Below are 24109 nucleotides of genomic sequence, written 5' to 3'. Positions count from 1 at the left end.
AAGGCGAGACCACCCATGAAGACAGGAGGCTGGCGCCCGCAAGGTGCCATCGCAGCAACCTTATTGGTTGTTGCGCAGTGGGCAGCAATGCCCGCGTTCGCTCAAACCGTATCCACGTCGGCGGCTGCGCCGGCCATGTCCGCAACCCCCGCCGCATCCGCAGCGCCCGAGCGTGCCAGCGACGATGATCGCTGGCGTCGCTTCGTCGGCGCCACCGGCGTGGTGTCGTACGTCGACAAGCAATCTGTCCAGCCGCAGGTGGAGGCGCAAGCCGGCACACCCACCGTGCACTTCAAGCTGTTGCGCAACGTCCTGCCCGATTTCACGATCAAGACATCTGACGGCCAACCGATCCGCTCGTCGGTCAAGCAGGTGGTGCTCGACTGCGCGCAGCGCACTTACACGGTGATTGCGCAGACGCTCTACCGCACGCGTAACGCCAGTGGCAAACCGCTGTACCAGATCCGCTATGGCGAAGACGCGCAAAGCCGCTCACTTCGCGAGGGCAGCGTGTTCGACTGGATTGCGGGGCGTTTCTGTTCAGTGCACCCGCACTGATACGCGAAAGCACAGAGGCAGCGTTGATGCGCTGCCTCAGACCTGCGCTTCTTCCTCCCGGCCCCGCGCGTAGGGCTGTCGCTCCTGCTCAAGCTCCGGATATCGGTTTGAAGCGAAGCCCATGGCGGCTTCGTACGATCCGAACTGACTCGATTCTTCGGCCACGCCGTCGTTGACCAGAATCGCGTACCACTTCCCGTAGAGCGGTCCGTAGACCACCACTTTGCTTTTCATCGTCTTGTCCCTGTCTTTGTATCGATGACCGGGCGTCGCGGTTTGCGCGAAGCCGGCGGCTCGGGCTGTCCGGGCGCCAGGTCGTGGCAGGCCGTCAGCGGTGTTATTGGCGGTCGATGATTGCAGCGAGATGCAGGCACGTCAACGTTTGCGTTGGGCGCAATCTTCTAATGCAAAACATTAAATATGTGCCGTGGCAGTTAAATTTTGTGAAATTGACATCGCCGATGCGTAGCTTCTAAGGTCCACGGGCGTGTTGCGCGCCACATGGCGTGGCGCCTGATTGATGTCTGTTTGTTTGGCCAACCAGACAAGCCCGTAAGACCTTCCGGAGAGTCGCTGCCCATGGATTGGATTCACACCGTGTTCAAAAGCGTGCCGGAGACGGCGCTCTTTCTGTCGCTTGCCATTGGCTACGCGGTCGGCAAGATCAACTTCGGCAAGTTTCAGATCGGTGGTGTGGGCGGCTCGCTGATTGCCGCGGTGCTGATCAGCCAGTTTGGCGTGACGATCGATTCTGGCGTGAAAAGCATCATGTTCGCGCTCTTCATCTATGCGGTTGGCTACGAAAGTGGGCCGCAGTTCTTCAGCTCCCTCAATCGCAGCACGCTGCGCGAGATCGCCATGGCGGTGTTTCTTGCGGTGAGCGGCCTGGTCACCATTCTTGTCTGCGGCAAGCTGTTCGGCTTCGACAAGGGGCTGACTGCAGGCATTGCGGCGGGTGGCATGACACAGTCGGCTGTCATCGGCACGGCGGGCGATGCCCTGTCACGCATGGGCCTGCCCGCCGATGAGGTGGCACGCCTGCAGTCGAACGTGGCCATCGGCTACGCGGTGACTTACGTGTTCGGCAGCCTGGGCGCCATCATCATGTGCGTGAATATTCTGCCGCGCCTGATGGGGCGTGAGCTGCGCGACGATGCCAAGAAAGCCGAGCTTGAAATGGCCGGCGGCAAGCGTCCGCTGGAGCAGGGCGAGGTGGCGTCGCTGCCGGCGCTGGTGGGGCGCGTGTACGACGTGACCACGGGTGCGGGCAAGACCGTGGAGGAAGTCGAAACCACGCTGGACGATGGCATCACCATCGAACGCGTCCTGCGCAACGGCGAGGAAATCGCCATCGAGCCGACGTTGAAGTTGCAGCGCGCCGACCGCGTTCTGCTGATCGGCCGTCGCGAAGCCGCCGCCAAGGCCTGGACGCTGCTGGGCGATGAATCTGCCATGTCTTCCGACATGGACCAGCCGCTGCAGGTGCGCGACGTCGTGTTCACGCGCAAGGGCGCAAGCCACAAGACGCTGGGCGAGTTGAAGGCACAGGCCACGCGCGACATGAAGCACGGCGTGTACATCGCGCGCATCACGCGCATGGGCAAGGCCGTGCCGCTGCTGGACGGCACCATCATGCTGCACGGTGATGTCGTCACGCTGCACGGCGCACCGTCCGACATCAAGCGCGCCTCCGCCGAAGTCGGCTATCCCGTGCCGCCTGGCGACAAGACGGACTTCGTTTATCTCGGTCTGGGCGTGCTGGTCGGTTTGCTGATCGGCACGCTGGTGGCAAAGGTGGGCGGTATTCCCCTCACGCTGGGCAGTGGCGGCGGAGCGCTGCTCTCGGGGCTGGTGTTTGGCTGGCTGCGCGGCAAGCACCCGACCTTTGGCCAGTTGCCGAACGCGGCATCGCAAATCCTCAAGGACATGGGCTTAGCCGCATTCGTCGCATGCGTGGGGCTGGGCTCCGGCGCGCAAGCGTGGGCGACGCTGCAGAAGAGCGGCGTGTCGATCTTCATTGCCGGCGTGATCGTCACGATGGTGCCGTTGATCTTGACCTACCTGTTCGGCCGCTATGTGCTCCGCTACGACAACGTTGCCGTGCTGGCGGGTGCACTGTCAGGCGCGCGTTCGGCCAACCCTGCATTTGGCGGTGTGCTGGAGAAAGCCGAGAGCAGTGTGCCGACCATCCCCTTTGCCATTACCTACGCGCTGGCGAACGTGCTGCTGACCCTGCTGGGTCCGCTTGTGATCGCCTTCGCCTGAGCGTCTCTTCGGCCTGCTACCCGCGTGGTGGGCTGCCCTTCGCCAACGCCGCATCCACGGGAACCTGCGATGACTACCAATCCGACGCAAAAATCCAAGGAGCTGGAAGCCCTTGGGCAACTGAGCCCGTTTGAACTGAAGGACGTGCTGATCCAGCTCGCGCAGAGCGATTCGCAACGCATCATGCTCAATGCCGGGCGCGGCAATCCAAACTTCCTGGCATTGGAGCCGCGCCATGGTTTCTTCCAACTTGGCCTGTTCGCGCTGGAGGAGTCCGAGCGCTCATTCTCGTACCTAGCCGAGAAGATTGGCGGAATCCCCACCAAGCAAGGCTTTGAGGCGCGCTTTGAAAGCTTTGCACGCCGCAACGCAGAGGTGCCTGGCGTGAAGTTTTTGCACCACGCTGTGTCGTACGTGCGCGATCAGCTTGGCCTGTCTGCCGAGGATTTTCTGGCGGAGATGGTGAACGGCATTCTCGGCTGCAACTATCCGGTGCCCGACCGCATGCTGAAGATCAGTGAGCAGATTGCCGCGCGCTATCTGAAGCAGGAAATGATCGGCAATGCGCCATTCGTCGGCCAGTTTGATCTGTTTGCCGTGGAGGGCGGTACGGCGGCGATGACCTATCTGTTCAGCACGCTCAAGGAGAACTTCCTGCTCAATGCCGGCGACAAGATTGCGCTGGGCATGCCGATCTTTACACCGTACATCGAGATTCCGGAGCTCAACAGCTTCCAGCTTGTCGAGGTCAAGCTCAATGCGGACCCATTCAATGGCTGGCAATACACCAACGAAGAACTCGACAAGCTGCGCGATCCGAGCGTGAAGGCGTTCTTCCTGGTCAACCCGAGCAACCCGCCGTCGGTCAAGATTTCCGAAGACGGCCTGAAGAAGCTCAAGGCCATCGTGGACGAGCGCCACAAGGCCGGCAACGATCTCATCATCCTGACCGACGATGTGTACGGCACGTTTGCGGATGACTTTGTCTCGCTGTTTGCGGTGGCGCCGTACAACACGATCCTCGTGTATTCGTACTCCAAATACTTCGGTGCGACGGGTTGGCGCCTGGGCACCATCGCCACGCATGAGAAGAACGTGCTGGACGATAAGCTGGCCGCACTGCCAGAAGACAAGCGAAAGATCCTGCACCAGCGCTATGCGTCCATCACGACCGAACCGGATCAGCTCAAGTTCATTGATCGCCTGGTGGCCGATAGCCGCACCGTGGCGCTGAACCACACGGCAGGTCTGTCGACGCCGCAGCAAGTGCAGATGGCGCTGTTCTCGCTGTACGCGCTCATGGATCAGCCGGATGCCTACAAGGCGGCAGTCAAACGCCTGGTGCGCGGGCGCAAGGCTGCTCTGTATCAGGCCCTCGGCATTGAGGACGATGCGGATGAGAATGACGTGGCGTACTACAACATCCTCGACGCCGAAGTGGTGGGCCGCAAGACCTACGGCGAGGCTTTCGTGCAGTGGTTCCGTAGCAAGACCAAACCGGCGGATGTGCTGTTCCGCCTGGCCAAGGAAAGCGGCGTGGTACTGCTGCCCGGCAATGGCTTTGGCGCACTCAACCCATCGGTGCGCGTGTCGCTGGCCAACTTGAACGAGCCGGACTACATCCGCATTGGTGCAACGCTGCAGCGCTTGCTGGAGGAATACCACCAGCGCTGGCTGGATGAGGGCGGTAAGTAACGCGTTCGCAAGATCAGGCCGGTACCAACGTGCCGGCCACGCGGGCCCGTTGCAATGCGGCGGGTTCGTTGCCAGATTCCACGTAGTCGGCAAAGCGGCGGATGCAGTCCGCCACCCAGTCGGGCCGGCGCAGCGGCAGCCAATGGCCGGCGTCGATCTCGTGCCGCCAGTAGTGCGCTACCCAAGCCTCCACCGCACGGGTGATGGCGGGACTCACGTAGCGATCCCGTGTCGGCACGATCAGTTGCACGGGGGCATGCGGCGCACGTGCCTGCGGGCGGGCCAGCCGCTCGCGAAAATTGGCGCGGTACATCCGCACACCATTGCATGCGTCGCGCACCAGCGATGGCCGTTGCTCCGCACCGCGTATGCCTTCCGTCTTGCGCAGCCACCACGGCCATGCGCGCGCCATCCACAGCCGCCACGACCATTCCGGTACCAGCGGCAGGTGGAAAACCCCCACATACCACGACTGCAGCCGCTGCTTCCACACCGCGCGCCTGGCCGCCCAGGTGCCGGTGTCGAGCTGTGCCCGCATCCAGTGGCCGACGTGATCCAGGCACGGTCCTGAGATCGACGTGTATGAGGCGATGCGTCCGCGCAGGCGGTCGGTCGTCACCGATTCCCAGCTGTGGATCGAGCCCCAGTCGTGCCCGACCAGGTGGAATGGTTCTCCCGGCAGCAGCGCATCCGCCACCGCGGCGAGGTCATCGACGAACTGCGGGATGCGGTAGCCGGTGGTGTCGGCCGGGGCGTCGGACAGGCCCGCACCGCGCACGTCGAAGGTGATGACGCGGCTATGGCGCGCCAGTGCATCGCGCACGCCGTCCCAGACCGAACTGTCGTCGGGATACCCGTGTACGAGAACGATGGCGGGGCGCTGCCGGGCAGCGTCATCCCTAGGCTGCGTCAGGCGCGCATGCAAGCGCACGCCGCCTGAGCGCACGACGTGGGAAGACCGCTGAACGGATTGGGGATGGCCGCGCGTCTGGCGTAAATCCGGATGCGTATCAGGGCGCGTGGGAACGGCTGGCGTGGGCATCGGCGGGTCTCCATGTCGATCTGATGGTGACATTGATCGATGGCATGGTAGGGGCCGATATCACGGGTTGGCAATGCGCAACTTCACTGACGTCGCGTATGTGCACCGCCACAAAGAACGTAGCTTTTCGTGAAAAAGTTCCATAGAATGCGAACGCGAATTGTTCCTATTACCATTAATTAAGCGGCTTGAGTGAGTCTACAGGCCGCCGAGATCAGGGAAATGCAAGAAAAAGAACACGGAGGAGACGGCGTACGCGCACGTCGGACGGCGCGCGCGTCATGGCGTGCAATGTGGATGGCAGCCTGCACCGCGCTGGTGACGGCCTGCGGTGGCGGAGATGGCGGGAGCAGCACAACGTCGTCGAGCACACCCGCAGCCAACGCCCTGTCGCCGATGGCGCAGGTGGGCAAGCAGATCTTCTTTGATCAGACGCTTTCCGCCTCGGGCAAGCAGTCGTGCGCGTCGTGCCATGACCCGGCGCGTGCCTTTACCGACCCGAACAACCTGGCCGTATCGATTGGCGGGCCGAATTCCGATCTGCCGGGCCTGCGCAATGCGCCGTCGTTGAACTACGCGTCGTTCACGCCGACCTTCCAGACCGACAACACCGGCAAGACCTCTGGGGGATTCTTCCGCGATGGCCGCTCGCCGTCGCTGGCGGACCAGGCACAGCAGCCGTTCACGAATCCGTTCGAGATGGCCAACGCCTCGGCCGACGACGTGCTCAAGACGTTGCTGACACGCCCGTACCTCGAACAGTTCAAGGCCGTGTTCACCCAGGTCGGCATCCAGGACAGCACGACCGCGATGCAGAGCATCGGCCGCGCGCTGGCTGCCTATCAGAGTGAAGACCCGAGCTTCCACACCTTCGACAGCAAGTTCGACGCCTACCTCGCCGGCAAGGCAACGTTGTCCGACGCCGAGATGCGCGGCCTGCTGCTGTTCAACAACCCGACCAAGGGCAACTGCAACGCTTGCCATATCTCAACGGGCAAGGGCACTACGCCAGCGCTGTTTACCGACTTCACCAACGACAACGTCGGCATCCCGCGCAACTGGAGTCTTGCCGCCAACCAGGAGGGCACCACGCTGCCGTACGTGCCGAAGAATGGCCTGGCGCTGGGCGATCCGAACTACAGCTATTACGACATGGGCTTGTGCGGCCCGCTGCGGACCGACTTCCGCGTCGGCGGCTCCACATGTGGCCGCTTCAAGGTGCCGACGCTGCGCAACATTGCGCTCACAGCCCCGTACTTCCACAACGGTGTGTTCCAGACGCTGGATCAGGTCGTGGCGTGGTACGTCACGCGCGATACCGATCCTGGCCGCTGGTACGTCAAGGCCGACGGCACGCCTGACGTGCCGTACAACGACCTGCCGGTTGCCTTCGATGGCAACGTGAACGTGGCAGAGGTGCCGTACAACCCGGCCAAGGCCCCGTCGCTGACGAATCAGGAGATGAGCGACATCGTGCACTTCCTGTGCACGCTCACCGATGGGTTTGATCCGACCAATCCGTCTGCCTACAACGTGCCGGCGCAATGCGGCTCGACCGCCGCCAGCGTGGGTGCCGCCCGTATCCAGACCGTCTCGGCCAGCGGAGCCACGCAGGCCAAGACGAGCACCACCAAATAAACCATTCAAGACACCAAGGGAGCGTCACAGCATGAAACGAACCGCCTTGTCGGCCGCCGCCGCCATCGCTTTGATGGGGACCGGCGCGGCCAATGCCGCCACGACCTCGCAACTGGAGCAGAAGCTTGATGCCATGGCCGCGCAGATCGAAGCGCTCAAGGCCGAGCTGAAGGAAGTGAAGTCGCAGAACGCGACGCTGGCCACGCAGCAGCAGACGCAGGCCAAGGCCCAGGCGCAGCAGACCGCTGCCCTGCAAGACGTGCAGCAGACCGTGCAGACGGCGCAGCTCGCGTCGACCAAGCCGTCGCCGCTGGATAACCTGACGCTGTGGGGCTATGGCGAACTCAATTACGACCGCCCGACCCGTCGCTCCGAAGACAGCAAGGTCGACCTCTCTCGCGCGGTGTTCGGCATCGGCTATCGCTTCAACGATAAGACGCGCTTCAACTCCGAGTTCGAGATCGAGCACGGTGTCACCTCGTCGTCGGACGTCGGCGAGTTCGAGGTTGAGCAGTTCTACATCGACCACAAGCTGACCGACAAGATCGGCCTGAATGCAGGCCTGTTCCTGATTCCGGCGGGCTTCATCAACCGCAACCACGAGCCGACCAACTACTACGGCGTGCACCGCAACTTTGTCGAGACGCTGATCATCCCGAGCACGTGGCGTGAAGCCGGCCTGTCGTTGTACGGCGATACCGATTTCGGCCTGAACTGGAATGTGGGCCTGACCACCGGCCTTAACCTGGCCAAGTGGAACTTCAACCCGGAGTTTCCGCAGTTCACTTCCGCGCTGGACATGCAGAACAACGCCATGGCGCCGATGCAGACCTCGCATCAGGAGGCGGCGCTGGCCAACGCCAAGAACCTGTCGCAGTACGTGGCGCTCAACTACACCGGCATCTCGGGCTTGACGCTTGGCGGCTCGGTCTTTACAGGCAAGAGCAGCCGCACGAATGCGAATGCTACGAACACCCCCGACCCCGTGCTACCCGGGCAGCGCGCCACGCTGTATGAGGCGCATGCCCGCTGGACGCCGGGCAAGTGGGATCTGTCTGCCCTGTATGCGCGCGGCACATTCAGCAACACCGCTGCCGTCAATCAGCTAAACCCGGGTGCCTCCAACCCGATGCCGGCAGCGTTCTACGGCTGGTATGCGCAGGCGGCCTATAACCTGTGGCAGAAGGGCGACTATCGCTTCGCGCCGTTCGTGCGCTACGAGCGTTACAACATGGGCGAGAAGTACGAAGGTCTGGCACCGGGCTTCACGTCGCCGGCTGGCTGGCCGTCGCTGTCCGACACGGTTTACACCATCGGCGCGAACTTCTATCTGAACCCGAACGTGGTCTTCAAGGTCGACTACCAGCGCTTCAAGCAGAACCGCGATTTCTCGCGCGTCGACCTGGGTCTGGGCGTCGCGTTCTAAGCCGTAGCAATCCAAAGAACCGAAGGAGGCGCAAGCCATGCGTTACCAGCCAGTGCCCATCGTTCTCGTGTGTGCCGCCGCCGTGGGCGCACCGGGTGTCGTCATCACGCAGGCTTTTGCAGCGGACTACATGACCGCGGCCGAGGCCCAGAAGGCGATGTTTCCCGATGCCACCAGCTTTGAGCCGGTGGCGCTCGCGCTGTCGGCCGATCAGCTCAAGCAACTGGCCGACCGCGCAGGCGGCCAGGCCAAGCCCGGCGTCTGGCGCGTGTGGCAAGCCAAGCAGGGCGACAAAGCGATCGGCTACGTCGTGACCGATGCCGTCATCGGCAAGTTCGAGCTGATCAACTACGCCGTGGGCCTGAACCCAGCGGGCGAGATCACCGGCGTCGAGATCCTCACGTACCGCGAGAGCCACGGCTATGAAGTCCGCAACAAGCCGTGGCGTGCGCAGTTCCTGGGCAAGTCGGCCAAGTCGGCGCTGCGCATTGGTGACGACATCAACAACATCAGCGGGGCGACGCTGTCGTGCACGCACCTGACCGACGGCATCCGGCGCATCGCGGTGATGGCGCAATTGGCGCTGGTCAAGAACTGACGCGTCAGATGGAGCCAGGAGTCTGCCGGCGTGCGCGGCCGCTGCTCGGCACGCTGGTTGACGTGCACGCCGCGGGGCCGGATGCAGATGCAGCCGTGGCGGCGGCATTCGACGAGATTGCCGCCGTACACGCGCTGCTGAGCTTTCACGCGCTGGACAGTGAACTGCAGGCGATCAACCGTGCTGCGCCTGGTGAACAGCTGCACGTTGATCCCCGAACGCTCACCGTGCTGCGTCTTGCGGCCACACTGTATGGCGCATCGGCGCGTGCGTTTGATTGCCGTGTCGGCACACCTGAACAGTTGGCCGACACGCGCTTTCCCATCGCCTTTGACGGCGACATCCTCATCAAGCAGACCCGCGCATCGATGGACCTGGGCGGCATCGCCAAGGGCTACGCGGTTGATCGTGCGATCGAGGTGATGCGTGCGCTTGCAATCGAGCGCGCTGTCGTCAATGCCGGCGGAGATTTGCGCCACCACGGAGCCCGGCCGATGACGGTCCAGGTGCGCGACCCGCGTAATGCGGCGCGTATTGCCGTGACGGTCACGCTGGACAATGCTGCACTCGCGAGTTCAACGGCGGGCGGTTTGGGTGCGCGTGCTGATAGCGCATCGCGTATTCACAATGCAGATCGAATCGATCTTCCAGCGCTGGCAGGGGCGACTGTGCAGGCGCCCACCTGCATGCTGGCTGATGCATTGACCAAGGTCGTGCTCGCCACAGGTGATGTCACGCATCCGCTTCTGAATCAGTACGGTGCAACGGTGGCCCTATACTCGCCCATTTAGCTCGCCGGCTTAACCGGTTGCCCAGTCCGTCATGTCTGCCTCTCCTCGTTTTACGCACCATCTGCGCGAAAGCGCCTTCCGCCTCAGCCGCCGCCGGCGCTGGATGGTGTATGGCGTGTTTGCCGTGCTGCTGGTGACGGGCCTGGTCTGGCTGGCGCTGCATTTTCTGGATGACGGCAGCGAGGGCGGCACGCTGGCGTTGGCGTGGAGCATGAAGCTGCACGGTGCAGCCGCCATGGCGGGTTTGTATCTGCTCGGCATGCTGTGGGGCCCGCATATCCGCAACGCCTGGGTACGGCGGCGCAATCGCATGGCGGGCGCCGTGTTTGGCACGCTGACTGCCGTGCTGGTGGTGACGGGCTACGCGCTGTACTACGTCAACGGCGAACTGCCACGCCAGGGTGCAGAGATCCTGCACTGGGTGGCGGGGGGGGTGGTGTGCATTGCCTTGTGGGTACACATTGTGATCGGGCGCCGCAAGCGCCGTGCGGTGTCGACCTTCCAGATGTGAGGGTCAGACGGGCAGCTCCGGCCCGTCTTGCAACAGCGGATTGGCCGCTGCGAATTCAGCCAGATGCTCCAGCAGTGCGCGTACCTTGCGCGGCAATTGCTGCTGTGGCCACACCGCATAGATGGTACGTTGTGGCGTGCGCCATTCAGGCAGCACGCGCACCAGCCGGCCGGCTTCCAATGCTGCATGGCACAGCGTGCGCGGGCAATACAGCAGGCCCTGTCCCGCCTCGGCCAGTGAAGCCGCCAGCTCGATATCGTTCACGTCGCATTGCCCTTGCGGCTGCATCTCGATAGTCTCGTTGCCATCGGGCGAGGTGAAGCGCCAGGTGGAAATGGGTGACGCCACCAGCAGCCGATGGGTCTCCAAATCATGGGGATGCGCCGGTGCGCCGCGCTCGGCCAGATACGCGGGCGAGGCCACCAGCACGATCCCGATCACCCCCAGCCGGCGTTGGCGTAGTTTCGGGTCATCCTGCTGGCCCACGCGGATGGCAAGGTCCGCGCCGTGCCGCCAGACATCTTCATTGCGATTGCTCAGGGATAGCTCCAGTCGGATCTCCGGCCACGCCGCCATGAAGCTCGCATAGGCCGGCCCCAGCAGCCCGCGTGACAGGTTCAGCGGCGCCAGCACGCGCAGGGTGCCCTTGATCTGGTTGAGATCGTCGTCGAGTGTTGCGGTGGCTTGCGTGAGCGCGGTCAGCAGCGGGCGACATTGCTCGTAATAGAGCAGACCTTCGGGCGTCGGCTTCAGGCTGCGGGCGCTGCGCAGCAGGAGCTGGCAGCCGAGGGTGGCCTCCAGCTTCTGCAGGCGCCGTGTGAGGGTGGCTGCAGGCAGGTTGGCGTGGCGCGCCGCTGCCTGCAGGCTGCCGTGGTCCACGATGGAAACGAAGAGGGCCAAGTCGTCAAACATGATTCCATTTTTGGAATTTAAGTTTCAATAAACATCTATAGTTTCTTGAAACACGGTTGTCTAGCATACCGTCAATCACATTTGATGGCTTTGCAAGGAGAACCGCCATGTCGATGCTTGTTTCGCTACCTACGCGCCTCCGTGTCACGTTTGCCTGGCTGATGTCTGGTCTGATGTCGTTGCTGATGACGGGCTGGATTGGTTGGATCAATGCCGGCTTCAGCGCAGACTTTGTCGCCCGCTGGGCGCATGCCTTCGTGCTGGCCTGGCCGGCAGCATTCACCATCGTGCTCGTTGCCGCACCCACCGTGCAGCGCCTGACGCAACGGCTGGTGGTGCCGGATGCGCTGCAGCCCTGACTGAAAAAGAAATCGGCCCACCGGGAGGACGGTGGGCCGAAAGTTGACAGCAGGAAAGACCGATCAAAATCGGTGTGACACGCAGGTTGGCGGTATGCGGATGTTCCAATCGCAACGTCACCAACCCAATCGCGCATGACAACACTGACTCGGCAACCTTCGGTTGAGCTCGCAGCGCGGATTCCCCAATCACACTGCAAGCCCATCCTTGCCAAGCATTGCTGCCCGACGCGCCCTACCTGACACCCGACCGCCTCCACCTTGCACACTGGCGGAGTTCGTCGCCAAGCAGTGATTGCACTGTATGACCCGTCGGCTTTCGTCAAACTTTCGGAGGCCCTCAGGACTTACCCGCATGTGCGTGCCCCCGTGCGGCAGAATGGCAGCCTCATCACACGGACTGCCCACCATGCCCGCATCTGCCGAACTGCTGATCCGCCCCATCCGCCAAGACGACTACGAGGCCTGGAAACCCCTCTGGGACGGCTACAACGCCTTCTACGGCCGTGCCGGGGAAACCGCCTTGCCCGACTTCGTCACGCAGACGACGTGGCAGCGCTTCTTTGACGAGCATGAACCCGTCTATGCCATGGTTGCCGAGCGCGATGGCGCGTTGCTCGGCATCGTGCATTTCCTCTTCCATCGCAGCACGACGCAGGTGCAGATGACCTGCTACCTGCAGGATCTTTTCACCGCACAAGCGGCGCGCGGGCAGGGCGTGGGCCGCGCACTGATCGAAGCCGTCTACCAGCGTGCAGCAGAGGCCGGCCTGCCGCGCGTCTACTGGCAGACGCACGAGACCAACACGACGGCGATGAAGCTCTACGACACGGTGGCGGAAAAGTCCGGCTTCGTGGTCTACCGCAAGTTTCTGTAACGCCTGGACACTAGCCCGCCACGCGGAACACGCTGACCGCCCGCGCCAGCTCCTGCGCCTGTTCTTCCAGCGATTCCGCCGCCGCCGCGGCCTGCTCGACCAGTGCGGCGTTCTGCTGCGTCACCTGGTCCATCTGCGTGACGGCCTGGTTGACCTGCTCGATACCACTGCTCTGTTCGGCAGAGGCCGCGCTGATCTCGTCCATGATCTGCGTGACGCGCGCGATGGCTTGCACGATACGCTCCATCGTGGCGCCCGCTTCGCTTACCAACGTGGAGCCCGTCGCTACGCGCTCGGCGGATTCACCAATCAGCGCCTTGATCTCCTTGGCCGCCGCTGCGGAGCGCTGCGCCAGCGTGCGCACCTCGCCCGCCACCACGGCAAATCCGCGGCCTTGCTCACCCGCACGCGCCGCCTCCACGGCTGCGTTGAGCGCGAGGATGTTGGTCTGGAACGCAATCCCTTCAATCACGCCGATGATGTCGACGATCTTGCGGCTGCTGTCGCTGATCTCGCCCATGGTGGACACCACGCGCGCCACCACCTCGCCACCCTGGCTGGCCGTGCTGGACGCATCGCCCGCAAGTGCGCTGGCATGGCGGGCGTTGTCGGCGTTCTGACGCACGATGCCCGTGAGCTGCTCCATGCTCGATGCGGTTTCTTCCAGCGACGAAGCCTGTTCTTCCGTGCGTTGCGACAGGTCTGCGTTGCCTGCCGCTATCTGCTTGGAGGCCACGTTGATCTGCTCGATGCCGGACTGGATGCGCGCCACCGTGCCAGTGAGCGTGGATTGCATCGTATGCATGGCGTGCAGCAGGCTTGACCGGTCATCTGCACGCAGCGCAACCGGCACGCTCAGGTCGCCATCGGCAATCTGCGTGCACACGGCGGCGGCATAGCCAGGCTCGCCACCCAGGCTGCGCTGGATGTTGCGGATCAGCGCCAGCATCAGCAGCGTCAGCAGCAGGCCGATGGTCAGCACGATGGCCGTGCCCTTGAGTGCGTTCTCGCGCAGCACGGCGTCGATGTCGTCGATATAGGCGCCGGTATAGACGTGCCAATCCCAGTCGGACAGGTACTGTGCATACGTGAGCTTGGGAACGGGTTTCTCCGTGCCCGGGCGTGGAAATTCGTATTCGATGAAGCCCGTGCCGACCCCAATGATGCGCTTGACCGCCTGCACGCCGGCTGGGTCGTTCAAGGTGTCGACGTGCTGGTTCTCAGAAGTGGGTTTGACCGGCAGCAGGCGGATCACCTGCCCGGAATCCATCACGCCGATGTAGCCGGTCTTGCCAAAGCGGATGGGGCGTAGCGCTTCCAGCGCGGCGCGTTTGGCGTCGTCCACCGGCATGGTCTGCTTGGCGGCGCGATCCTGGTACGACTTGATGACGGCGGTGGCGCTTTCGATCTGGTGCTGCAGGTCCAGCCGTTTCTCGTTCAGCATGGTGGCGCGGTTGGCCAGCAGGCCGATCACCAGCAGCGCGCTTAGGCTTACCCACAGCAGCGCAAGCGTCGCGTACAGCTTGGCGTTCAAGGTCAGTCGTTTCATGTGGTTGTTGTTGTCTCGTGCGTGTCTCCGTCGCATTCCGGCCAGCCGCGAGCCAGCCGCCCCTTGTGCGCGACGAATAGAGATACGGCAACCAGTTGCATATCTGAAGAGACTTCCCTCGAAAGAGGGAGGGCCTGCGCGCCGCATCTCCGGTTACGCGGGCTGGCGCGGGTGGGTATTGATGGGGAGGGGCTGCCGGTTTTGGCGCCGGCGTGCTGGGTAGGAGAGGAGGGAGGGGGCGCTGTCGATTGATGCAGGGCTGGCCCACCTCGCCAAGACCGGCGTCCCGCGCGCCATCTGGCCGCGCGGTCGACTGTTGGCGCCACATTTCTTTGCAAAACCATAGGGTAATCCCGCATCTGCGATTTCGAAGACGCGGTCTATAGTTGCACCTGTGTTCCAGATATTAACAGACGTTTCATAGGTAAAACAAGTGAAACGTGATGGAGTCGACAAAAATGCAGCCGCAATTCAACCCCGACCTCGCTCCGTGGGAGCCGATTTCTCCGAACAACGTCGCTGGCAAGGGCCGTGTTGAGCGCCCGGGTCAGGTCGCCAATCTGGTGTGGCAGACGCGCGCCGCCGAGCCGACCCCGTATGAGAACCAACTGGGCGATTCGCTTGAAGCTGCGTTTCTCGGTGGCGCCAAGACGCCCGCAGACATCGTCGCCGTGCTGAATGAACGCGGCCCGCGCAACCCTGCCGGCGGCGACGTCTGGACGGAAGACGCCTTCCTGGCCGAGATGCGCCGCCTGGGCGCCTGATCACCACACACGATTCGACGCCGTATTGCCCGCAGAGGCAGCCGGCGCAACCCCATCAAGCGAGGCAAGCAATGGAAGGCAACAAGGAAGCGCAGAAGGAAGCGCGCATCAACACCGGTCTGCGCAACTACTGGTATCCGGTGGCGGCATCGTGGAATGTGAAGAACGCGCCGGTGGGCATCACCCGCCTGAGCCAGAACATCGTGCTGTGGCGCGACACCGCTGGCCAGGTGCATGCACTGGAAGACCGCTGCCCGCACCGTGGTGCGCGCCTGTCGATGGGCTGGAACCTGGGCGATCACGTGGCCTGCTGGTACCACGGCGTTGAAGTGAATGGTCAAGGCACCGTCACCAGCGTGCCGGCTGTCGACGCCTGCCCGATGGAAGGCAAGACCTGCGTGCGCAGCTACCCGGTGCAGGAACGTGCCGGCGCCATCTTCCTGTGGTTTGGCGACAAGGCACCGTCTGAATACGACGACGCTGTCGGCACGTTGCGCCTGCCCGAAGAGCTGACCAGCGACGAGCACAGCCACTTCCTCTGCTTCGCGCACTGGAACGTCAACTACCGCTACGCCATCGACAACGTCATGGACCCGATGCACGGCGCGTACCTGCACGCCGTGTCGCACTCGATGGCCAGCGGCGAGAAAAAGGCCGTGATGGAAGTGCTCGAAACCGAGCACGGCATCATGTTCCAGAAGACCGGCCAGCGCGGTGTGAACTTCGATTGGACCGAGTTTGGCGAGACCGGCACGATGTGGCTGCGCCTGTCGATTCCGTATCAGCCGAAGGTGGGCCCGGGTGGCCCATTCACCATCATCGGCATTACCACGCCGGTTGATGAAGAGCATTGCATCGTCTACTTCTGGCGCACGCGCCACGTGCAGGGCTGGGAGCGCGACGTGTGGCGCTTCCTGTATCGCAACCGCCTGGAAGGACTGCACTGGGATGTCCTCGAGCAGGACCGTGTGGTGCTCGAATCGCTGGCACCCGAGGCGCGTGACCACGAGACGCTGTATCAGCACGACATCGGCATCACGCGCATCCGCCGCATCCTGGCCCGCCGCGCCGCAGCTGAACTGGCCGATGCGCCGGTCGCCATGCTCAAGCCCATTGCTTCGGAAGCCCAACATGCCTGAGCGCAATCCTGCCACCGGGCTGCTGGCCGGCCGCAAGGTGCTCGTCACAGGCGCCGCACGCGGGCTGGGTCTGGCGTTCGCCAAGTCCATCGCCGAAGCGGGTGGTGCGGTCGCGCTGGCAGACATCCTGGGCGAGCGTGTGCAGGAGGAGGCCGCAGCACTGCGCGCGGCCGGCTTCGAAGCCCATGGCTTCACGCTTGACCTCGGTGACCCGGCTTCCATCCAGGCTTGTGCTGCTGCGGCTACGCAGGCACTGGGCGGGCTCGACGGCCTCGTCAACAACGCGGCGATCACCAACTCGGGCGGGCGCGATGCCTCGTCCATCGACGTCGACACCTGGGACCGCGTGATGAACGTCAACGTGCGCGGCACCTGGCTGATGACGACGGCCTGCCTGCCGGCGCTCAAGGCGTCGGGCCGTGGCGCCATCGTCAACCTGTCGTCGGACACGCCGCTGTGGGGCGCGCCGAACCTACTGGCCTATGTGGCCAGCAAGAGCGCCGTCATCGGCATGACCAAGTCATTGGCGCGCGAATGCGGTGCTGACGGCATCACCGTCAACGCCATCGCGCCGGGACTGACGCTGGTGGAAGCCACGGAATACGTGCCGGCGCACCGCCACGCGCTATACCGCGATCAGCGCGCCATCTCGCGCGACCAGGTGCCCGACGACGTCTGCGGCGCCGTGCTGTTCGCGCTGTCCGATCTCTCCCGATTCGTGACGGGCCAGACGCTGGCCGTCAACGGCGGTTTTGTCATGCAGTAACGCAACCACACACCATTGAGAAGAGGTATTCGATGAGCGATCTCTCCGAACAACAGCAAGTGCAGCGCACGTGGGACCGCCCGGAAGGCGCGTCGTTTGAGGACTGGATGAACAGCCGCGTAGCGCGTTTCGCTACCCGCCGCTACGACTGGGACGCCCTCAAGTTCCAGGCCGACTACGACCCGAAATATCGCCGTGCGCAAATGCGCTACCTCGGCACGGGCGGCACGGGCGTGGCGGCTGACACCAACACGGTGCCGTCGGAGCACTTCACGTTTTCGACCATGGTCATCCCGGCCGGCCACGAAGGCCCGTCGCACCTGCACACTGATGTGGAAGAGGTGTTCTTCGTCATCCGCGGCAAGCTCAAGCTGGTCCTGGAGAAGGACGGCGAGCGCTTTGAGACCATCCTGACCGATCGCGACCTCGTTTCGGTGCCGCCCGGTGTGTACCGCGAAGAAATCAACATCGGCGACGAAGACGCGCTCATGTGCGTGATGCTCGGCGCCAAGAAGCCGATTACGCCGACGTATCCGCCCGAGCATCCGCTCGCCAAGATCAAGCGTTGATGCCATGTGTGCGCAGGCTGTCATGTCTTCTCATCCGTTGCGCGTTGCTGATGCGCTGGCGTTGCTCGGCGCTGAGTTTGCCGAACGCACCGCTGTGATCAGCGAGCGCGGCGATCGCGTCGGTTATCGGCAATGGGGCGATCGCGGGCCGGTGGTGGTGCTGTTGCACGGCATCAGCTCCAGTGCGGCGTCATGGCTGCCTTGCGCGCAGTTGCTTTCGCAAAGCACGCGTGTGCTTGCGTGGGATGCGCCGGGCTACGGCAACTCCACACCCCTGGAGCGGCACGAGCCGCGCGCGGCCAACTATGCCGCGCGGCTGCGCGCCTGGCTCGCTGTGCTCCACGTCAAGCCGGACGTGCTTGTCGGGCATTCCCTTGGCGCATTGATGGCTTCGGCCTATGTGGCCGACGCACCCCTGGCGATGCAGCCGAAACACCTGTTGCTGCTGAACCCGGCACAGGGTTACGGCCAGCCGGGGCAGGAAGCCAAGTCCCGCAGTGTGCAAGCGCAGCGCCTAGCCACGCTTGACCAACTGGGTATCGAGGGGATGGCCGAATCGCGCCACGCGCACCTGCTGCGCCCCGATGCCACCGGCGAAGAACGTGCCTGGGTGCGCTGGAACATGAAACGCCTGAACGATGGCGGCTATCGCCAGGCTGTGGCGATGCTAAGCGGCGACGACATCGGCGCCTATCTGCGCAAACGTCCGGCATCGACACACGCCCATGTGGCATGCGGCGATGTTGACGGCATCACACCGCCGCAAGGCTGTGAAGCCCTGGCCGAGACGTTCGGTCTGCCGTTCGCGCTCGTGCCGTCTGCCGGACACGCCTCCTATATCGATGCACCGGATGCTGTTGCTGGCTGGATCGAACAAGCCGTCCTCTCCCAATCCCGAAACGCGTAAGCGCCAACACGTATGAGCAACGACCTCATCTCCGAAGACGTGCAGGAAAAGTACATCGTCCCCGGGCTCGAACGCGGCCTGCGCCTGCTCTGCGAGTTCAGCCACAAAGATCGTGTGCTGTCTGCACCGGAACTGGCGCGCCGGCTGAAAGTGCCGCGCTCGACGGTGTTCCGCCTGCTGACCACGCTTGAAGTGATGGGCTTTATCGAGCGCGTCGATGGCGGCCGCGATTTCCGCCTTGGCATGGCGGTGCTGCGCCTGGGCTTTGAATACCTCGCCTCGCTGGAGTTGACCGAGCTAGGCCGCCCGCTGCTCGATCGCCTGCGCGACGACATCCACTATCCGTGCAACCTCGTGGTGCGCGATGGCCGCTCGATCGTCTATGTGGCGAAATCGGTGGCGCCCACGCCGTTCACGAGCTCCGTCAATGTCGGCACGCGGTTGCCCGCGCATGCCACCGTGCTGGGCCGTGTGCTGCTGGCGGATCTGTCACTGGCTGAGTTGCGCCAGCTCTATCCGGAGCCTCAACTGGAAGCGTTCTCTGCCAACACGCCGCGCACGGTGGAAGAGCTGTTCGAGATGGTCCAGCGTGATCGAGACCATGGCTACGTGCTGCAAGAGGGCTTCTTTGAGGCCAACATCTCGACGATTGCAGCGCCCGTGCTGGATCGCGGCGGCAAGGTGGTCGCCGCGCTCGGCACGACGATCCCGTCACCGCGCATCGAGCCAGCACAGCTGGATTCGATGATCGACAAGGTGCGCGCTGCCGCCGGCGAGCTGTCGTACCTGCTGGACTACCGCCCCGCCAGCGGCAAGGTCGTCAACCTGTTCCGGGAATGACCATGCCGATGATCGATCTGACGGGCAAGACCGCTGTGGTGACCGGGGGCTCCTCGGGCATCGGCCTCGCCACCGTTGAACTGCTGCTGGAAGCCGGTGCCGCTGTGGCGCTGTGCGGTCGCAATGCAGAACGTCTTGCACAAGCTGAACAACACCTGCGCAGCCGATTCCCGAGCGCGAAGTTGTTCGCCGCAACCTGCGATGTGCTTGATGCCGCGCAGATGGCTGCGTTTGCCGATGCGGTGGAGCAAGCGCTTGGCCCCATCGACATGCTGGTCAACAACGCCGGCCAGGGCCGCGTCTCGACGTTTGCCGACACCGACGATGCCGCATGGACGCAGGAGCTGCATCTCAAGTTCTTCTCCGTCATCCACCCGACGCGCGCGTTCATGCCGCAACTGGAGCGCTCCGCGCACGGTGCGATCGTCTGCGTGAATTCGCTGCTCGCGCAGCAGCCTGAGCCGCACATGGTCGCCACGTCGGCCGCGCGGGCGGGGGTGCTCAACCTGGTGCGCTCGATGGCGACCGAATTTGCACCGAAGGGCGTGCGCGTCAACGGCATCCTGATCGGGTTGGTCGAGTCCGGCCAGTGGCGGCGCCGCTTTGAGGCGCGCCCCGAAGAAGACAAGCATCTGGACTGGGCCGCGTGGACGCGCCGCCTGGCCACGCAAAAACATATTCCCCTTGGCCGCCTGGGCCTGCCCGAAGAGGCAGCCCGCGCCATTCTGTTCCTTGCCTCGCCGTTGTCTTCGTACACCACGGGCAGCCATATCGATATCTCCGGAGGACACTCCCGTCATGCTTAATAGACAACCACAGGAACAACAACTGGTCACCGTGGGCCACGCGATTGCAGCCTTCCTGGAATCCTGCGAGGTCAAGGCCGCCTTTGGCGTGATCTCCATCCACAACATGCCCATCCTCGATGCGATGGGCGAGCGCGGCAAGATCCGCTTCATCATGGCGCGCGGCGAAGCAGGCGGCACCAACATGGCCGATGCCTATGCCCGCACCACGGGTGGCCTGGGCGTGTGCCTGACCAGCACCGGTACCGCTGCCGGCAATGCCGCCGGCGCAATGGTCGAAGCCCTGACTGCTGGTACGCCGCTGCTGCATATCACGGGCCAGATCGAAACGCCGTATCTGGACCAAAGCCTGGCCTACATCCACGAAGCGCCGGACCAGCTCACGATGCTCAAGTCGGTGTCGAAGGCGGCCTTCCGCATCCGTAGCGCAGACACCGCCATCAGCACGATGAAGCTGGCTGTGCAGACCGCACTGACGGCCCCGACCGGCCCGGTGAGCGTGGAGATCCCCATCGACATCCAGGCCGCGCTGATCCCGATGCCGACCGACCTGCGCCCGCTGCTCGTGCCGCAGCATGTGCCGTCGGCGCATGCGCTGGATGAGCTGGCCGAGCGCCTGTCGCGTGCGCGCCGCCCGATGCTGTGGCTGGGCGGTGGTGCCCGCCATGCCGCGAAGCAGGTCAAGCGCCTGATGGACCTGGGCTTTGGCGTGGTGACCAGCACGCAAGGCCGCGGCATTGTGCCGGAAGACGATCCGCGCTCGCTGGGTGCCTTCAATCTGCACAAGCCGGTCGAGGCGTTCTACCAGACGTGCGATGCGATGGTCGTAGTCGGCTCGCGCTTGCGCGGCAATGAAACGCTCAAGTACGAACTGAAGCTGCCGCGTCCGCTGTACCGCATTGATGCGGATGCTTCGGCAGAAGGCCGCTGCTACGCCAGCGACTACTTCGTCTGTGGCGACTCGGCCCTCGCACTGGACGGTCTGGCCGATCGACTGGAGAAGAAGATGCAGATCGACGCGGCATTTGCCGGCGACCTGCGTGCCGCGCATGAGACGGCAGTCGGTGCACTGGTCGATGGCCTCGGCCCGTACTCGAAGCTGGTGGAAGCCCTGCAGGCTGCCGTGGGCCGTGAGTTCAACTGGGTGCGCGATGTGACGGTATCGAACAGCACCTGGGGCAACCGTCACCTGCGTATTTTCGATTCGCGTGCCGGCGTGCATGCGTTGGGCGGCGGCATCGGCCAAGGCCTGGCGATGGGCATTGGCGCGGCCATCGGTGCCGCGGCAACCGGATCGGGCAAGACCACGTTCTGCCTGGCCGGCGACGGCGGTTTCATCCTGAACCTGGGTGAGCTGGCAACGGCCGTGCAGGAGCGTGCCAACCTCGTCATCGTGCTGATGAACGACAAGGGCTACGGCGTCATCAAGAACATCCAGGACGCGCAGTACGGCGGCCGCCGTCATTACGTGGATCTGCATACGCCGGACTACACGGCGCTCTCGCAATCCCTGCAGTTACGCCATCGCCGCGTGTCGGATCTGGCCGACGTGGGCAACGCACTGAACGAGGCCGCTAGCGGTGAGGGCCCGTTCCTGCTGGAGATCGACATGCTCTCCATCGGCAGCTTCAAGACCATCTTTGCGGGCCCGCCGGTCAACCAGCTGGCCAAGGAAGGGCAGGGCGAACGCGCAGCCGAACGCACCACGGTGGTGGCGTGAACCCGCAACTGAGCCAACCCAAGGAGCCGGACATGCTGCATGTATCGATGGTCGGTTGCGGAGCGATCGGGCAGGGCGTGCTGGAGCTGCTCAAGAGCGATCCGGACGTCTGCTTTGATGCCGTGATCGTGCCTGAGCACGCGATGGACAAGGCGCGCGAGGCCATTGCCCCGCTCGCGCCGAACGCACGCGTAGTCACGCATCTATCCCCCGATGCACGCCCCGACCTGCTGGTCGAATGCGCCGGGCATGACGCGCTGGAAGAGCACGTGGTGCCGGCGCTGGAGCAGGGCATTGATTGCCTAGTGGTGTCCGTCGGTGCGTTGTCCGAACCGGGCGTGGCCGAGCGTCTGGAAGCTGCAGCACGGCGTGGCAACGCGCAGATGCAGTTGCTGTCAGGCGCCATCGGGGCCATCGATGCGCTGGCCGCCGCGCGGCTTGGCGGGCTGGATGCTGTGGTTTACACCGGCCGCAAGCCCCCGCGTGCCTGGAAGGACACGCCGGCCGATCAGCAATTCGACCTGGATGCGCTGAGCGAGCCGACCGTGATTTTCGAAGGCAATGCCCGTGAGGCTGCGCGCCTGTTCCCGAAGAACGCCAACGTGGCGGCCACGCTGTCGCTGGCAGGCCTGGGGCTGGAACACACACACGTCAAGCTGCTGGCCGATCCGACGGTGGACGAGAACATCCACCACGTCGAGGCACGTGGCGCCTTTGGCGGCTTCGAGCTGACCATGCGCGGCAAGCCGCTGGCAGCCAATCCCAAGACTTCTGCGCTGACGGTGTTCAGCGTGGTGCGTGCGCTGGGCAACCGCGCGCACGCTGTTTCGATCTGAGTGAGGCCACAGCGCCATGACTGTCTCCACCCTGAATCCAACCGCAACCGCTTTGTTGCCGATCTGCATTGCAGGCGAATGGCGCCTCGGCACCGGCGAGCGCTATGTCACGCGGTACCCCGCCACGGGCGAAGTCGTGGCTGAACTCAACGCTGCCAGCGTGGCCGATGTGGAAGAGGCCGTGGCCGGTGCCTACCGTGCCTTCCTCTCCAGCGGCTGGGCACAGCGTAAGCCGCATGAGCGTGCGGCTGTGCTGTACCGCGTGGCCGAGTTGATCCGCTCGCGCAGCGAAGCCCTGGCCCAGCGCCAGCGCCTGGACAACGGCAAGCCGATCAACGAAACGCGCGCCCTGGTGGCGAGCGCGGCCGCGACGTTCCAATTCTTCGGCGCTGCTTGCGAGACGCTGGAAGAATCCCTCACGCCTGCGCGCGGCGATTGCCTGACGATGAGCGTGCACGAGCCCATGGGCGTGGTGGCGGCCATCACACCGTGGAATTCGCCCATCGCCAGCGAGGCGCAGAAGATGGCGCCTGCGCTGGCCGCTGGCAACGCCGTCGTCGTCAAACCTGCTGAAGTCACGCCGCTGATGGCGCTGGAACTGGCTGCCATCTGCGAAGAGGCCGGCGTGCCCAAGGGCATGATCAGCGTGCTGCCGGGCAAGGGTTCGGTCATTGGCGACGCGATCACTAAGCACCCGCTGGTGCGCCGCGTGTCGTTCACGGGCGGCACGAACACTGGCCGCCATATCGCGCATATCGCGGCTGACAAGATGATGCCGGTGTCGCTGGAGCTGGGTGGCAAGTCGCCGACCATGGTGTTTGAAGACGCCGATCTCGACCACGCGGTCAACGGTGTGCTGTACGGCATCTTCAGCTCGTCGGGCGAGTCGTGCATCGCGGGTTCGCGTTTGTTCGTGGCGCGCTCGCTGTATGAGCCGTTCATGGACCGCCTGGCGGCTGCCGCAGCACGCCTGCGTGTCGGCAACCCGGCCGACGAGTCCACGCAGATGGGGCCGCTGATCACCGATCGCCACCGCGAGACCATCGAGTCTTACGTGGCGATGGGCGTGGAAGAGGGCGGCCACCTGCGCACCGGCGGTCTGCGCCCGGACATCGCCGGCTGTGAGTCGGGCTACTTCTATACGCCCACCATCATCGAAGGCCTCACCAACAGCGCGCGCATTTGCCAGGAAGAGATCTTCGGCCCGGTGCTCGTTGCCATGCCGTTCGACGATGAAGAGGAGCTCATCGAGCAGGCCAACGACAGCGTCTACGCACTGGCCGCCGGCATCTGGACGCGCGACTACAAGCGCGCCTGGCGCATCGGCCGCGCGGTGCAGGCCGGCAACGTGTGGATCAACACGTACAAGCAGTTCTCGATCTCGACGCCGTTTGGCGGCTGGCGCGACAGCGGCCTGGGCCGCGAGAAGGGCCGCCTGGGCATCCTGCAGTACATGGAGCAGAAGAGCCTCTACTGGGGCCTGAACGAACAACCGCTGGCCTGGGCCAATTGAAGCATTGAAGCCCCGGGGCAGGTGTGAG

Annotated in this window: 24 protein-coding genes; 20 read left to right on the top strand and 4 right to left on the bottom strand. The window is 64.0% G+C overall.

The genetic code is table 11. The annotated features are described in order from the left end of the window. Positions 1 to 15 precede the first annotated feature (15 nt). Entirely contained in the window at positions 16 to 558 is a 543-nt protein-coding gene (locus tag V6657_RS25540; protein ID WP_048932127.1) for a surface-adhesin E family protein, read from the top strand. A gap of 36 nt (positions 559 to 594) precedes the next feature. Here V6657_RS25540 and V6657_RS25535 read toward each other — a convergent pair whose 3' ends face one another. Then, positions 595 to 792, bottom strand: a complete 198-nt coding sequence (locus V6657_RS25535) for a hypothetical protein (RefSeq protein WP_048932126.1) — start codon at positions 790 to 792, stop codon at positions 595 to 597. Positions 793 to 1137: 345 nt separating this feature from the next. Between V6657_RS25535 and aspT the strand changes: the two genes are divergently transcribed. Further along, entirely contained in the window at positions 1138 to 2823 is a 1686-nt protein-coding gene (aspT, locus tag V6657_RS25530; RefSeq protein ID WP_048932125.1) for an aspartate-alanine antiporter, read from the top strand. Between the two features lie 69 nt (positions 2824 to 2892). After that, positions 2893 to 4518, top strand: coding sequence for a bifunctional aspartate transaminase/aspartate 4-decarboxylase (locus V6657_RS25525; protein WP_048932124.1), 1626 nt, complete (start codon positions 2893 to 2895; stop codon positions 4516 to 4518). Positions 4519 to 4531: 13 nt separating this feature from the next. Here the strand turns inward: V6657_RS25525 and V6657_RS25520 are convergent, their stop codons facing one another. Further along, entirely contained in the window at positions 4532 to 5560 is a 1029-nt protein-coding gene (locus V6657_RS25520) for an alpha/beta fold hydrolase (RefSeq protein WP_082170110.1), read from the bottom strand. Between the two features lie 222 nt (positions 5561 to 5782). Between V6657_RS25520 and V6657_RS25515 the strand changes: the two genes are divergently transcribed. Genes V6657_RS25515 through V6657_RS25495 form a run of 5 tightly spaced genes read left to right on the top strand, consistent with a single transcriptional unit; the run spans position 5783 to position 10524 of the window. After that, on the top strand, positions 5783 to 7198 hold the full coding sequence (locus V6657_RS25515; RefSeq protein ID WP_048932123.1) for a cytochrome-c peroxidase: 1416 nt from the start codon (positions 5783 to 5785) through the stop codon (positions 7196 to 7198). 31 nt (positions 7199 to 7229) lie between these two features. Next, positions 7230 to 8624 carry a porin gene (locus V6657_RS25510; RefSeq protein ID WP_048932122.1) on the top strand — a complete coding sequence of 465 codons (1395 nt, stop codon included), beginning with the start codon at positions 7230 to 7232 and terminating at the stop codon, positions 8622 to 8624. A 37-nt stretch (positions 8625 to 8661) separates the two neighbouring features. Further along, positions 8662 to 9222, top strand: a complete 561-nt coding sequence (locus V6657_RS25505; protein WP_048932121.1) for an FMN-binding protein — start codon at positions 8662 to 8664, stop codon at positions 9220 to 9222. A gap of 8 nt (positions 9223 to 9230) precedes the next feature. Continuing rightward, on the top strand, positions 9231 to 10013 hold the full coding sequence (locus tag V6657_RS25500; protein ID WP_048932120.1) for an FAD:protein FMN transferase: 783 nt from the start codon (positions 9231 to 9233) through the stop codon (positions 10011 to 10013). Positions 10014 to 10044: 31 nt separating this feature from the next. Further along, positions 10045 to 10524, top strand: coding sequence for a hypothetical protein (locus V6657_RS25495; RefSeq protein WP_048932119.1), 480 nt, complete (start codon positions 10045 to 10047; stop codon positions 10522 to 10524). 3 nt (positions 10525 to 10527) lie between these two features. On the opposite strand, the gene V6657_RS25490 is transcribed toward V6657_RS25495, so the two are convergent. Further along, entirely contained in the window at positions 10528 to 11436 is a 909-nt protein-coding gene (locus tag V6657_RS25490; RefSeq protein WP_048932118.1) for a LysR family transcriptional regulator, read from the bottom strand. Positions 11437 to 11543: 107 nt separating this feature from the next. On the opposite strand from V6657_RS25490, the gene V6657_RS25485 reads away from it, so the two are divergent. Then, on the top strand, positions 11544 to 11795 hold the full coding sequence (locus V6657_RS25485) for a DUF2798 domain-containing protein (protein ID WP_048932117.1): 252 nt from the start codon (positions 11544 to 11546) through the stop codon (positions 11793 to 11795). A 409-nt stretch (positions 11796 to 12204) separates the two neighbouring features. Continuing rightward, positions 12205 to 12672, top strand: a complete 468-nt coding sequence (locus tag V6657_RS25480) for a GNAT family N-acetyltransferase (protein WP_048932116.1) — start codon at positions 12205 to 12207, stop codon at positions 12670 to 12672. 10 nt (positions 12673 to 12682) lie between these two features. On the opposite strand, the gene V6657_RS25475 is transcribed toward V6657_RS25480, so the two are convergent. Next, positions 12683 to 14221: a methyl-accepting chemotaxis protein gene (locus V6657_RS25475; protein WP_048932115.1), complete on the bottom strand. Its 1539-nt coding sequence runs from the start codon at positions 14219 to 14221 to the stop codon at positions 12683 to 12685. A gap of 458 nt (positions 14222 to 14679) precedes the next feature. On the opposite strand from V6657_RS25475, the gene V6657_RS25470 reads away from it, so the two are divergent. The 10 genes from V6657_RS25470 to V6657_RS25425 all read left to right on the top strand — a co-directional run bounded on the left by V6657_RS25470 (position 14680) and on the right by V6657_RS25425 (position 24081). Further along, the gene (locus tag V6657_RS25470) at positions 14680 to 14985 is read left to right on the top strand and encodes a recombinase-like helix-turn-helix domain-containing protein (RefSeq protein WP_048932114.1); all 306 of its coding nucleotides are present in this window, start codon (positions 14680 to 14682) and stop codon (positions 14983 to 14985) included. 71 nt (positions 14986 to 15056) lie between these two features. Next, complete coding sequence (locus V6657_RS25465) at positions 15057 to 16124, top strand: aromatic ring-hydroxylating dioxygenase subunit alpha (protein WP_048932113.1); 1068 nt, start codon at positions 15057 to 15059, stop codon at positions 16122 to 16124. Then, entirely contained in the window at positions 16117 to 16890 is a 774-nt protein-coding gene (locus tag V6657_RS25460; RefSeq protein WP_048932112.1) for an SDR family oxidoreductase, read from the top strand. The genes V6657_RS25465 and V6657_RS25460 overlap by 8 nt, the downstream gene beginning before the upstream one ends. Before the next feature lie 32 nt (positions 16891 to 16922). Beyond that, positions 16923 to 17459 (top strand): cupin domain-containing protein, encoded by a 537-nt coding sequence (locus tag V6657_RS25455; RefSeq protein ID WP_039600406.1) that lies wholly within the window; start codon positions 16923 to 16925, stop codon positions 17457 to 17459. A gap of 4 nt (positions 17460 to 17463) precedes the next feature. Next, positions 17464 to 18366 (top strand): alpha/beta hydrolase, encoded by a 903-nt coding sequence (locus V6657_RS25450; protein WP_048932111.1) that lies wholly within the window; start codon positions 17464 to 17466, stop codon positions 18364 to 18366. A 12-nt stretch (positions 18367 to 18378) separates the two neighbouring features. Next, a complete protein-coding gene (locus V6657_RS25445) occupies positions 18379 to 19206 on the top strand; it encodes an IclR family transcriptional regulator (RefSeq protein WP_048932110.1) in 828 nt (275 codons plus the stop codon). Between the two features lie 2 nt (positions 19207 to 19208). Beyond that, positions 19209 to 20012 (top strand): SDR family oxidoreductase, encoded by an 804-nt coding sequence (locus tag V6657_RS25440; protein WP_048932159.1) that lies wholly within the window; start codon positions 19209 to 19211, stop codon positions 20010 to 20012. Continuing rightward, on the top strand, positions 20005 to 21732 hold the full coding sequence (locus tag V6657_RS25435) for a thiamine pyrophosphate-binding protein (RefSeq protein WP_048932109.1): 1728 nt from the start codon (positions 20005 to 20007) through the stop codon (positions 21730 to 21732). Before V6657_RS25440 ends, V6657_RS25435 begins: the two co-directional genes overlap by 8 nt. A 32-nt stretch (positions 21733 to 21764) precedes the next feature. Then, on the top strand, positions 21765 to 22568 hold the full coding sequence (locus V6657_RS25430; protein WP_048932108.1) for an aspartate dehydrogenase: 804 nt from the start codon (positions 21765 to 21767) through the stop codon (positions 22566 to 22568). A gap of 16 nt (positions 22569 to 22584) precedes the next feature. Then, a complete protein-coding gene (locus tag V6657_RS25425; RefSeq protein WP_048932107.1) occupies positions 22585 to 24081 on the top strand; it encodes an aldehyde dehydrogenase in 1497 nt (498 codons plus the stop codon). Positions 24082 to 24109 lie beyond the last annotated feature (28 nt).

It is taken from the genome of Ralstonia sp. RRA (assembly GCF_037023145.1).
In the GTDB taxonomy this organism is placed as follows: Bacteria; Pseudomonadota; Gammaproteobacteria; order Burkholderiales; family Burkholderiaceae; genus Ralstonia.
This window is presented reverse-complemented; position numbering and strand designations above follow the sequence as displayed.